The following is a 12,024-nucleotide window of genomic DNA, read 5'->3' as shown; positions in this document are numbered from 1 at the left end:
GGGTTAGAGCCAGCGCCGCCCGCCATCCAGCGTCAGGATCTCCCCGGTCAGGAAGGGGCTTTCCGCGGCGTAGCGGACGGCGCGACAAAGGTCTTCTGGATCTCCGAGGCGTTTGAGCAGGGTGCGACCCGCCAGGAAAGACCCATCGCTGCCTTCATCAGGCAGCAGGGCCCCCAGGGCGTGGCCCACCACCCGCACGCGGGGAGCCAGCAGTTGGGCCAGGCCGGGGACCAACGCGGCCAGGCCGGCCTTGGCGGCGCTGTAGGGTAGCCGCTTCAGCCAGGGGCGGTGGACGGAGGTGTCCAGCAGGATCTGCAGGCAGGCACCTTCGGCCATGCGCGGGGCCAGGGCCTGGGCGCAGAGGAAGGGGAAGCTGAGGTTCAGGCGCCAGGTGGCCTCGAGGGCTTCGGGGGTCCAGGTGCCCAACGGGTCTTCAGGAAAGGATCCTGCCAGCAAGATGGCTCCGGAAATAAACCACCCATCTGCCTCCAACGTGTCCATATCTGCCATCATGCGGGAAACCAGATCCGGGTTTTCAGCATCCCACTGGAGTGTCCGGACCCCACTCGTCTTCGACAAACCATTCACCCATGCCTCATCCCCCCAAGGCCTAGAACTGGTCAACACCAGCGCGTGGTCCCGGGCAAGATCCTCGGCCAGAACCCGGCCCAACCGCTGCCTTCCGCCCACAAGGATCCAGCAGGCCCTGCCGTTTTGAATTGTCCGTTCCATTTCGGCATTCTTCCACAAAGGCTCCATGAACCCCTACCTGAAACGCATCCGATGGCGCCTGCTATGGATCAGCTTCATCTGCCTGACCACGGCCCTGGGCTCCTTCGCCCTCAACAATTGGGTCTACTCGGAATCTGACGACCAGTGCAAGTGGGCGGTGGAGAACGGCAAGATCGTCATCAGAGAAATCCTGCCCGACGGTGTCGCCGAGGAGGGCGGCCTGCTCGAGGGCGACGAACTGGTGAAGATCCAGGGGCGATCCTATGAAGGCAGCTCCGAGGGGACCACCAAGGCCCAGAAATTCATCAACAGCAAATCCGAAGGCACCATCCTCATCTACACGGTGAAGCGCCAGGGACGGCAGATCCTGGTACCCGTGCGGCTGGTGAAGCCCCTGCACACCATTCAGCTGGCCTTGTTGGCAAATGGCATCATCGCCTGGCTCATCGGGCTGCTGGTGGTGCTCTCAGCCCCGGAGCGCAAATCGTCGCGGCATTTCTTCTATCTCGCCGCCGCAGCGCTGCTCATGTCCAGCGCGGCCCCATCGGGCAATTCCCCCTTCGCCATCAGCGCAGCCGTCCTGATGCTGACGGCGTTCTCCAACGCCCTATTGCCCCCTCTCTGGGTCCATTTCTTCCTGCGCTTTCCGCACCCATCCGAGCTGCGGAAGAACCGTAGATTCCTGCAGGCGTTGTACGGTGTGTTCGCCATTCTGGCTCTCACCATGTTGGTGGCGCGCCTTTCGATCCTGGGCGGCTCCATGCCCGCGGGTCAGATCAGGGTCTTCCTCAGGGCCTTCGGGGTGGTGGCCCTCGTCCTCTACGTCGCTTCCGCCCTCACGGGCCTGGGCTTTTTCGTGGCGGGCACCTTCCGCGCCGCGCCCCGCCTCCGCAAGGCCCTGATGCCCTCGCTGATCGTAGCAGCGGCGCTCTGCCTCGACTTGCTGGCCCTGGTCATCCTGCAAAGCAAGTTCGGCAACAGCCTGCTCTTCAACACGCAGCTCTATATCTTCGTACTGCCCGCGCCGCTCCTGCCCCTGGCCTTCGCCTTCGCCATTTTCCGCCATGGCCTCTTCGACGTACAGAAGGTGCTGCTGCGCTGGGTGAGCTACATGGCCATCCTGTCGCTCACGGTGGCGGGCTACCTGGGCGGCCTGGCTTGGGCCTTCTCCCATTTGTCCGCCATTCCCTCCGGTTGGGCCGGTGCCCTCATCGGCATCCTCGCCCTGCCCCTGGGCTGGATGCTGCGGCGAGTGCTGACGCTGCTGCGCCGCAAGTTCCACCGGGACTTCGCCAGCACGCGGGACATCGCCCTCAGCGCGGTGCGTGAGCCCCGGAAACGGTTCAGCGAGGAATCCCTCATCAAGTCCCTGAAGCGCGCCCTGGGCGAAGCCTTTCAGCCCCACCTGCTGGAAATCCTGCCCATCGTGGACCGCCAGATCATGCTCCCCGGTGCGGAAGGGTCGGACCGCGAGGACCGCCGCATCCACTTCCCGCCTCAGCCGCTTCGCATTCCGCCTGGCCTCATCCGCCTGGCCCGGGAAAACCGAGAGCTGGTGCTGGGCCTGGGCAGCGAAGAGGCTGACTGGATCCGCGAACAGGGCGGCACGGTGCGGGCCCATGTGGATGCCCTGGAGGCCCAGCTGCTCCTGCTCATCCTCGCGGGTGACATCCCCCACAGCGTGGTGTTGCTGGGCGGCAAGTACGCCGAGCTGAACTATGGCCGCGAGGATCGCGAACTTCTCCGCGAAGTGGCTCTGGCCGCGGGCCAGGTGCTGGAGACGGCCGTCATGCACCAACGGCTGGTGGTGCAGGAACGTCTCAGCCAGGAGCTGGAAACAGCCCGCCGCATCCAGGAAGGCCTGGTTACCTCTTTCGTCCCCCCCATCCCCGGTTTCCATGTGGCCCTGCGCCTGGAACCCGCCCAGGAGACCGGCGGTGACCTGCTCTTCGTCAAGCGGCGCCCCAGCGGCCGCTGGCTGGCCGCCGTGGGCGATGTCTGCGGCAAGGGATTGGCCGCGGCCCTCTACATGGCCCAGGCCACGGCCCTGCTTGAGCAGGCCGCCCAGCGCGAGGACCAGGGCCTGGAGGAGATTCTCTGCAGCCTCGACCAGACCCTGCGCCAGCTGCTGGGCCACCGGGGCTTCCTCACCCTCATCCTCCTGGAGTGGGACGACACCGGGAACTACCGGCTGGCCCGGGCGGGCCACCCCGGTGCCCTGATGCTCCAGAGTCATCAGGAGGAGGGCTCCTGTGAGGTGGTTCCCCACGGCCGCGGCCTGGGCCTGCGCCCCGCCGGACCAGGCGACTGGCAGGTCGTCGAAGGCGTGCTGCCCCCCAAGGGCTGGATGGTCCTCTACAGCGATGGGCTTTCTGAGGCCATGAACCGCGAAGGGGAACTCTACGGCCTGGACCGTTTGAGCGCCCAGTTGCGGCGCCTCTGGGGCACGGGCAGCCCCCGCGCCGCCTGCGAGGCGGTGTTCCATGATGTGGCCGCCTTCGATACACAGAACCGCGATGACCGAACTCTGTTTATCCTAGGGAGGGAGGCCTCCTGATGCGCCGCTCGCCCCTCCGATGGACCATTCCTGCTTTCCTGGCCCTCCAGTTGGGGCTGCTCTGGGTGCAGGGCGCGCAACTCCATCGTCAGAACCAAGTGCTGGCGGGCCTGCGCGAAGACATCCAGGCTCTGACCGAATCCTTGGAGAACAACCAGGGTTCGGCCTCTGCAGAGGAAGAGCCGGCCGCTGTTCCCGCGAGCTTGTTCGAAGCCCCGCCCCCACCCAAGAAGGTGGCGGTTCTGGGAGCCGAAGAGGAGCAGGAACCTGCCGCCAAGGACTTGCAAGCCTCGAAGGATTCCGCCCAGAAGGCAGTCAAGGACGCCCGGGAAGTGCAGTCCAAGTTGTCCCTGGAGGAAAACGCCCGGAAGGCTGAAGAGGCGCGCAAGGTCCAGGCCGCCACGAATGCCTGGCAGCGCTGGGTCTGGGTTGGGTTGGCCGTGGTGGCTCTGGCCCTGGTGGGCCGCTCGGTGCTTCGCCGGCGGGGATGATGTCACTGCTGGACTACCTGCGCGAGGATCCGGAATGCCGGAACCTCGCTGAGGGCGCCGTCCACGCCGTCGCGCCTGCCCTGGATGATCCAGCTCCAGACCATCTCGCCATGCAGCTGAACGAGTGGGCCTTCCTCCTCGCGGGAAGGATGCCCCTGCCCTGGAACACCCACAAGGCGCTCGACGAGCTGAACCACCTGCTCTTCGTGGAACTGGGATTTGAAGGGGATCGCGAAACCTACGATGATCCCCTGAATGCCCTGCTGCCGGCCGTCATTGAGCGACGGAAGGGCCTGCCCATCTCCCTCAGCATCCTCTGGGTGGATCTGGCCCGTCGCCTGGGTTTCGATGCCGTGGGCGTGGGTTTGCCTGGCCACTTCCTGGCCGCCCTCCGCACCGATTTCGGGCTGCTTTGCTTTGACCCCTTCCACAAAGGGCGGGCCGTGGGAGAGGATGGCAGCGCTGAACTGGTGCGCGCCGCCACCGCAGGCCGGGTGGCCTTCCACCGGAACATGCTCCGCCCGGCCACCCATCGCGAAACCCTCATCCGCTTGGTGCGGAATCTCCATCTGCGCTTCATGCATGCGGAGGACTGGGACGAAGCCCTCTGGACCGGCACCCACCTCATCCTGCTGGATCCAGAGAACCCCCGAAGCCACAAGGAACGCGCCTACATCCACCTGCAGCGTGAAGAGGCCGGCCCTGCGCTGGTCGACCTGCGGGAGGCCCTGCGCCTGAGCCCCGATCCTGATCCCGAGATCCACGCCTGGTTGGCCCAACTCAAGCAGATCTAGGCCGAACAAATCCAGGAACGCCCTCTGGCCATGGCGCATCTTTTTGACATGCGCCTATCCCGAATCCAGCCCCTCCTCCTTTTTCCCCTGTTGCTCCTGGCTTGGGGCTGCGGCGGAACACGTCTCGTCTACGATGTGGATCCCAGCTTCGCCAACAGTTCTCAGCGCACCGTGGCTCCGGATCCCCGCCGCGACCGCATGGTCATCCGCGAGGGCATGCGACCCCTGAACCCTGAGCTCCATCTCAAAGCCGCGCTGACCGAATTGGAAACCCGCCACTATCTGCAGGCGAACCCAGACGAGGCTGATCTCTGGCTGTCCGCCTACATCCTGATTCCCGGCGCACCCGAGGGCCAGGCCCGGGGCCCTGAGCACCGGGAAGGCGGCGGTGAGGGGCGCCACGGGGGCGGCCGCGGCGGCGCCGGCAGAAGCGGCGGCTCCCAACCGAGTCATGAGGGAAAGGGGCACAGCACCCTTCTCCTCATCATCCAGCTGCAGGACCGGAAAACGGGCCAGCGGGTCTGGCATGGCGAGATGAGCATCGATCCCAAGGACAAGGACGCCGAGGGCCGCCCGCTTGGCATCGAAGCAGCCGTCCATCGCCTCCTGCAGCCCCTGCCCGCCCGGCCCTGAACGAACGCGGGGGCCGCACGGCCCCCGCATCTTGAGACTGAACCTTGAAGCCTACTTCTGCTGCGCCTCGACGACGGTGAGCGCCGTGAGGTGGATGATGTCATTGAGATCGCTGTGGCGCTGCAGCACATGCACGGGAGCCGCCATGCCGCAGGTGATGGGGCCGATCACCTCGGCGCCCGCCAGCCGCTGCACCAGCTTGTAGCCGATGTTGCCGCTGGTGAGGTCGGGGAAGATCAGCACGTTCGGGCCACCCGGCAGGTCCACCCAGGGGTAGTTCTCGGCCAGGATGCCCTCGCCCAGCGCCGTGTCCGCCTGCATCTCACCGTCGCACTTCAGCTCGGGCCGCGTGGTCTTGACGATCTGAACGGCCTTCTGGACCTTGCGGACCAGGGGATGTTCGACACTGCCGAAGCTGGAGAAGGAAAGCATGGCCACCTTGGGATCCATGTTGAAGGTGTCCTTCACCAGGTCCGCTGTGAGGGTGGCGATTTCCGCCAGTTCCTCAGCGGTGGGCTCGATGTTCATGGTGGTGTCGGAGAAGAACAGCACGCGGTTCTTCAGCACCATGGTGTAGACACCGCACACTTTCTTCACCCCCTTGCGGGTGCCGATCACTTCCAGGCAGGGCCGGATGGTCTCAGGGTAGTACATCGTCAAGCCCGCGATCAGCCCATCGGCCTTGCCCATTTGGCACATCATGGCGCCGAAGTAGATGCGGCGGCGCACCTGGCGCTTGGCCTCGGTGCGGGTGACGCCGCGGCGCTTGCGCAGCTCATAGAAGGCGTCCTCCGCCTCCTGACGCCAGGCCACCGCACCGGGATCGAGGATCTCGACGCCCTCGATGCTGATGCCGTGATCGGCGGCCATGGCCTTCACCTTGATGGGATCGCCCAGCAGGATGGGGATGCAGATGCCCTCGTCCACCATCTGGGAGACGGCCTGGAGGATCAGCGGGTGGTCGCCTTCGGGGAAGACCACGCGCTTGGGGTTCTCCTTGGCGCGGTGCACCACGCTGCGGATCACATCCTTGCTGCGGCCCTGGAGCCCTTCCAGGCGCTCCTTGTAGGCCTGCATGTCGGCGATGGGCTTCTTGGCCACGCCGGTGTCCATGGCCGCCTGGGCCACGGCCGGGGCCACCCACAGCAGCACGCGGGGATCGAAGGGCTTGGGAATGATGTACTCGGGGCCGAAGCTGAACTTCTGGCCTGCATAGGCCCGCGACACGCTTTCCGGAACTTCCTGGCGGGCCAGGGCGGCGAGGGCCTTGGCGGCGGCGATCTTCATGGGCTCGTTGATCTCGGAGGCGCGCACATCCAGAGCGCCGCGGAAGATGAAGGGGAAGCCCAAGACGTTGTTCACCTGGTTCGGATAGTCGCTGCGGCCCGTGGCCAGGATGATGTCATCCCGCGTAGCCTTGGCGGTGGGGTAATCGATTTCCGGATCCGGATTCGCCAGGGCGAAGACGATGGGCTGCTTGGCCATGCTCAGCAGCATCTCGGGCGTCAGCGCCCCCTTGCTGGAGCAGCCCACGAACACATCCGCATCCTTGATGGTGTCCGCCAGGGTGCGCCACTCGCTGGGCTTGGCGAACTTCTCCTTGTATTTGTTCATGCCTTCGGTGCGGCCCGTGTAGACCAGCCCCTTGGTATCGCAGAGCCAGAGATTCTCCAGCTTCACGCCGGCTTCGATCATCATGTTCGCGCAGGCGATGGCGGAGGCGCCGGCGCCGGAGAACACCACCTTCATGTCGGGCATCTTCTTGCCCGTGATCTCGCAGGCGTTCATGAGCGCAGCTGTGCTGATGATGGCGGTGCCGTGCTGATCGTCATGGAAGACGGGGATGTTCATTTCCTTCTTCAGGCGCGTCTCGATCTCGAAGCACTCGGGGGCCTTGATATCTTCCAGGTTGATGCCGCCGAAGGTGGGCTCCAGGGCGCGGGCCACCTGGCAGAAGCGGTCGATGTCGGTCTCATCCACTTCGATGTCGAACACGTCGATGTCGGCGAAGCGCTTGAAGAGCACGCCCTTGCCTTCCATGACGGGCTTGCCGGCCAGGGCGCCCAGGTTGCCGAGGCCCAGCACGGCGGTGCCGTTGGAGAGCACGGCCACCAGGTTGCCCTTGGCGGTGTATTCGTAGGCGAGCTCAGGGTTCTTCTCGATTTCCAGACAGGGCTCAGCCACACCAGGGGAGTACGCCAGCGACAGGTCCCGGGCCGTGGAGCAGGGCTTGGTGGCCACCACCTCGATCTTGCCTTTGCGTCCCTGCGAATGGTAATCGAGGGCTTCCTGCTTGCGTTTCATGGCCACACTCCTTAGTGAGTGCCCTGTCTGTTGGGCTGAGAATGCCCCCAGCTTACACCTCACGACAGCTTATCTTCCCTGGAAGGTCATCAATCCTTGCCTTTGTTGCAGCGATCACACGGATGGCTTTCACAACTTCCAGAAGTTCCCCGGTGGGGGTAGGCTCCAGGCAACGAATCCGGAGCCCCCATGCGCGCCCTGCCCCTGCTGCTGCCCTGTCTGCTGTGCCTCCCTCTCGCTGCCCAGAAGGCCAAACCCGCGGCGGAAAAAGCTGAAACAGCCAAGGAGGCCAAGATCGACTGGGATGGCGAGTGGACCCTCCACACCTCCCAGAGCGACAAGATCGACGAACAGATCGATGCCCACGTCAAAGATCTCAACTTCGCCATGAAGCTCTTCTGGAAGAAGAAACTGCAATCCGCCTGTCGCAGCTTCAACAAGCTGGACATCCTGGCGGGCGACAGCTTCTCCGTAACCATGGGCAAAGAGCGGCCCATCGATACCCCCACAGACGGCACCGAATCGGACTGGAAACGCAGCGATGACACAGTGTTCAAGGCCACCCTCACCAAGAACGGCCCCACCATGATCCAGACCCTCGTGGGCGATGGCTACACCCTGAAGCACGTCTACTCCATGCGGAAGGACGGCAGTTCCCTGGCCATCCAGGTCACCTACACCCACCCCAAGCTGGACAATCCTTTCAGCTACAAGCTGGTGTTCAAACGCAACGATTGATGCTGTCCAGGGGGACCGCCTGCTCGCTGCGCTCGCGATGTCCCCCCGGAACCCCCGCCCTTCGGTCGGCCTTCGCCTCCCTCAATGCCTCTGCATCGATCCTTCGCAAGGGGACCGCCTGCTCGCCCTGTTCGCGTTGCCCGCGATGTCCCCCCGCCGAGAACCGGTCACACTGAGGGCATGCGCCAGCTGAATCCCCCGTCCCTGCCCTGCCGCGCGCCCTGGTGGGCGGCTTCGGGGCACCTGCAGACCATCCTCGGCAACTACCTGCCCGGCGCTTCCCCAGATCATCCCTCCACCCCCTTCCTCATTCCGCTGCCTGATGGCGATCAGCTCGCGGCGCGGCACTATCCCGGCGAAGCACCCGTCCTCACCCTGGTCTTCCATGGCCTGGGCGGCGATGACCAGGCCCACTACGTGCGGCGGACTGTGGCACTGGCCCGTCGGCTGGGCCACCACGTCTGGACCGTGAACCACCGAGGCTGCGGCGCGGGCCGCGGCCTCGCCCGGAACCCCTACCACAGCGGTTCCGGCGATGACCTGGGCGCCGCCTTCGCTGCCGCCCGGGAACGTCATCCCGGCCTCCGGCAGCTGGCCGTGGGCTATTCTCTGTCCGCCAACGCCCTGCTGCTGAACCTAGGTGGCGGCCTGCGGCAACCGGCCGCTCAGCCGGACGCCGCCATCGCCGTGAACCCGCCCTTGAATCTGAGCGCCTGCTCGGAAACCATCCACCGGGGCCTCAGCCGCCTCTACGAGCTGCGCTTCATCCGCCGCTGCCGCCGGGCCATTCAGGAGCGGGTCGCGGACGGGCTCATCTCCGACATCTACCGCACCTGGCCCACCATGAGCCTGCGTGAATTCGACGGCATCTACACCAGCCTGGCCGGCGCCTTCGGAACGGCCGATGGCTACTACGCAGCCTGTTCGGCTGGGCCCCACCTGTCGAAGATCACCGTGCCCACCGTGCTTTTGATGGCCAAGGATGATCCCTTCATCCCCTGGCGCCACGCCGTGGAAGCCAAACCCTCGCCCGCGGTGCACCTCCACCTGGAGGACCATGGCGGCCACATGGGCTACCTGAGCCGGGATCTCCCAGACCACCGCTGGCTTCCCTATGCCGTCGAGCACTACGCAAAGGAGTTGCTCCACCGCGACGACGCCTCCAACCCGAATCCAGCTCAGCCGCTTTCATCCGTCTGATCCGTGCCATCTCTGGCTACACAGCTACTTCCGGCCCCACCGATAGACAAGGAATGGAATAAGCGGAGGATGGCCGAGGGGCGGAGGAAAGCGGAGGACTGCCCCTTGTCTTTCTCCGCTTTCCTCTGCCCTTCCGCTCACCTCCGCTTCCAAAATTCCTTTTCCTATGACCGCGATGCAGGCGGATTCGCAGGGGTCAATGCCGACCGAGGGCGCGCAATTCGGCCACCAGCACCGGCATGAGCTCGGCGACCCGCTGGACCTCCCCTTCCGTCGTGCCATGTCCCAGGCTGAGCCGCACGGTGCCCTGGGCGTAGGGCTGGGGCACCTGCATGGCCCGCAGCACGTGGCTGGGCTCGCGCATGCCCGTGCTGCAGGCGCTGCCCGTGGACACGCAGATCCCCCGCTCGGCCAGCTTCAACTGAAGGGCCTCGCCTTCAAGGCCTGCGAAGCCCACCAGGCTGGTATTGGGCAGGCGCTCGGTCGCCGCGCCATGGATGCGCATCTCGGGAATGCTGGCCAGCAGACGGGCTTCGAGGTCATCGCGCAACGCGCGGACGCGGCCCATGTCTTTCAGCCGCGCCTGGGCCAGTTGGGCGGCCCGTCCCAGTCCCACGAGGCCCGGGACGTTTTCCGTGCCGCCGCGTCGGCCCCGCTCCTGAGCGCCGCCGACCATCAGCGGCTTGAGGCGCACCCCGCGCCGGATCATGAGCAGGCCCGTGCCCTTGGGACCGTGAAATTTGTGGCCGCTGAGGCAGAGCAGATCCGCCCCCCAGGCTGAGGCCTGCACGGGAATCCGGCCCGCGGCCTGGGTGGCGTCCACCAGAAAGAGGGCGCCCTTGGCCTTGGCGAGGCGCGCGGCCTCCGCCACGGGAAAGAGCACGCCGGTTTCATTGTTCGCGGCCATGACCGCCACCAGGGCCGTGTCGGAACGAATGGCGGCTTCGAGGGCGGCCAGATCGAGGCGTCCATCCTCATCCACGCCCACATCGGTGATCTCGCCCCCCTGCCCCTTCCACCACACCACCAGGGCGCGCAGGGCCGGATGTTCCACCGCGGTGACAACCAGATGCCGCTTGGCCGGAAAGGCCTCCCACACGCCCTTCACCGCATGGTTGAGGCTTTCCGTGCCGCCGGAAGTGAAGATGATTTCCGCCGGGGCGCAGCCCACCAGGTCCGCCACCTGCTCCCGGGCGGCCACCACGGCGCCATCGGAAAGATGCCCCAAGGCATAGGCCGCGCTGGCGTTGCCGAAGCGCTCCATGAACCAGGGCTTCATGGCCTCGAAGACCTCGGGATCGAGGGCGGATGTGGCGTTGTGGTCGAGGTAGATCAGATCCATGGTGGGATCAGTGTCCCACGACGCCCAACACTGCCAGGGCCGCCTCCAGGGCCTGGGGCCTGCCTGCAAGGCTCGGCGCCTTACCTTGGAAGGACTTGCCCGAACCCCCGCCCTTGGCGCCCAGGGCCGCGGCCACGGCCTTTCCGGCGGCGGATACGTCCAGGGTCGAGGCCTCGCCTGAACCTAGAAGGAAAAGCCCCTGTCCATTCGTCTCAGTGGTAAGGAACACCGCCTTGGCGGGAGCCGCCGCCAGGATGCCCCGCGCCAGCTTCTGCAGGAAGGCCACATCCTTGTGCTCCAGATGCGCCTCCACCAGCGGGACAGGCCGGGCTGCAAGAGCCACGGCCATGTGCTCCACCAGCTCCTCCTCCAGCTTCCGGGTGCGGCGATCCAGAGCGAGCAACTGGTCCAGCTTGGTCTGCAGGGCCGGCACCAGGTCCTCGTCCGGCGCGCCCAGGGCGGCGCGCAGGGCCGCGTTGCGCTGCTCGTGGGTGCCCAGGCGCGCACGAAGACGGCCGCCGGCCACGTAGAACAGCCGAGTGCCGCCGCGAATGCCCTCGGTGCCCAGCAGCTTCAGGGCCTCGATCTCGCCCGTGTGGCGCAGGTGGGTGCCCCCGCAGGTGTTCAAGTCCACCCCCGCGATCTGCACCAGGCGGATGTCACCGCTGTGGCCCTCGGGCAACCCCCGTGAGCGCACCGCCTCGTTGGCGTAGCCTTCTGGGGTTACCCAGCGGGCCGTGATCTCACGCCGGGCGCGGATTTCCTCGGCCACGGCGGCTTCCAATCGCTCCAGGTCGCGCGGCGAAATGGAGGCAGCACTCAACTCGATGTCACAGGTGGCCGGGCCCAAATGGAAGGCCGTGGTCTCCCACTGGAATTGGTCCTGGGCCACGGCCGTGAGCAGGTGCTGGCCCGTGTGCTGCTGCATGTGGTCGAAGCGCCGCGCCCAGTCCAGTTTCAGCGAGGCAGGGCCTTCGGCCAGAGGCCCGCGAAGGTAGTGGCGGATCTCGCCGCCGCGCTTCTGGACATCCACCAAGGCGACGCCGTTCACGGTGCCAAAGTCGCAGGGCTGGCCGCCACCTTCAGGATAGAAGAGCGTGTCCTCCAGCACCACGAAGGGTCGGCCTTTTTCCTCGCCATGGTCGAGGATGCGGGTCTCCAGGGCGGTGGCAAAGGGGTCACGTTCGTAGGCGGGAAGGTTGGGCATGCGGGGAGCCTAGCACAGCTGGGCTG

General features: G+C 66.0%; 10 protein-coding genes. 6 read left to right on the top strand and 4 right to left on the bottom strand.

Annotated elements, in window-relative coordinates:
* Window positions 1-3 precede the first annotated feature (3 nt).
* Window positions 4-732, bottom strand: coding sequence for an SDR family oxidoreductase (locus tag Q9293_RS08600; RefSeq protein WP_306252049.1), 729 nt, complete (start codon window positions 730-732; stop codon window positions 4-6).
* A gap of 25 nt (window positions 733-757) precedes the next feature.
* Between Q9293_RS08600 and Q9293_RS08595 the strand changes: the two genes are divergently transcribed.
* Genes Q9293_RS08595 through Q9293_RS08580 form a run of 4 tightly spaced genes read left to right on the top strand, consistent with a single transcriptional unit; the run spans window position 758 to window position 5,207 of the window.
* Window positions 758-3,289, top strand: a complete 2,532-nt coding sequence (locus tag Q9293_RS08595; protein WP_306252047.1) for a SpoIIE family protein phosphatase — start codon at window positions 758-760, stop codon at window positions 3,287-3,289.
* Window positions 3,289-3,780 (top strand): hypothetical protein, encoded by a 492-nt coding sequence (locus tag Q9293_RS08590; RefSeq protein WP_306252045.1) that lies wholly within the window; start codon window positions 3,289-3,291, stop codon window positions 3,778-3,780. The genes Q9293_RS08595 and Q9293_RS08590 overlap by 1 nt, the downstream gene beginning before the upstream one ends.
* On the top strand, window positions 3,777-4,574 hold the full coding sequence (locus tag Q9293_RS08585) for a SirB1 family protein (protein ID WP_306252043.1): 798 nt from the start codon (window positions 3,777-3,779) through the stop codon (window positions 4,572-4,574). The genes Q9293_RS08590 and Q9293_RS08585 overlap by 4 nt, the downstream gene beginning before the upstream one ends.
* A 30-nt stretch (window positions 4,575-4,604) precedes the next feature.
* Complete coding sequence (locus Q9293_RS08580; RefSeq protein WP_306252041.1) at window positions 4,605-5,207, top strand: hypothetical protein; 603 nt, start codon at window positions 4,605-4,607, stop codon at window positions 5,205-5,207.
* A 51-nt stretch (window positions 5,208-5,258) separates the two neighbouring features.
* Here Q9293_RS08580 and Q9293_RS08575 read toward each other — a convergent pair whose 3' ends face one another.
* Window positions 5,259-7,511: an NADP-dependent malic enzyme gene (locus Q9293_RS08575; protein ID WP_306252039.1), complete on the bottom strand. Its 2,253-nt coding sequence runs from the start codon at window positions 7,509-7,511 to the stop codon at window positions 5,259-5,261.
* 189 nt (window positions 7,512-7,700) lie between these two features.
* Here Q9293_RS08575 and Q9293_RS08570 point away from each other — a divergent pair, with 189 nt between their 5' ends.
* Entirely contained in the window at window positions 7,701-8,249 is a 549-nt protein-coding gene (locus Q9293_RS08570) for a hypothetical protein (protein WP_306252036.1), read from the top strand.
* Window positions 8,250-8,429: 180 nt separating this feature from the next.
* A complete protein-coding gene (locus tag Q9293_RS08565) occupies window positions 8,430-9,449 on the top strand; it encodes a YheT family hydrolase (protein ID WP_306252034.1) in 1,020 nt (339 codons plus the stop codon).
* A gap of 196 nt (window positions 9,450-9,645) precedes the next feature.
* Here the strand turns inward: Q9293_RS08565 and Q9293_RS08560 are convergent, their stop codons facing one another.
* Both Q9293_RS08560 and Q9293_RS08555 read right to left on the bottom strand, forming a co-directional pair.
* Entirely contained in the window at window positions 9,646-10,791 is a 1,146-nt protein-coding gene (locus Q9293_RS08560) for a cysteine desulfurase family protein (RefSeq protein WP_306252032.1), read from the bottom strand.
* A gap of 7 nt (window positions 10,792-10,798) precedes the next feature.
* Window positions 10,799-11,998, bottom strand: a complete 1,200-nt coding sequence (locus Q9293_RS08555; protein ID WP_306252031.1) for an alanyl-tRNA editing protein — start codon at window positions 11,996-11,998, stop codon at window positions 10,799-10,801.
* Window positions 11,999-12,024 lie beyond the last annotated feature (26 nt).

The sequence above is a fragment of the Geothrix sp. PMB-07 genome (assembly GCF_030758935.1).
Classification (GTDB): domain Bacteria; phylum Acidobacteriota; class Holophagae; order Holophagales; family Holophagaceae; genus Geothrix.
Note: the sequence above shows the minus strand (reverse complement) of the source record. Positions and strands in the feature narration are given on the sequence as shown.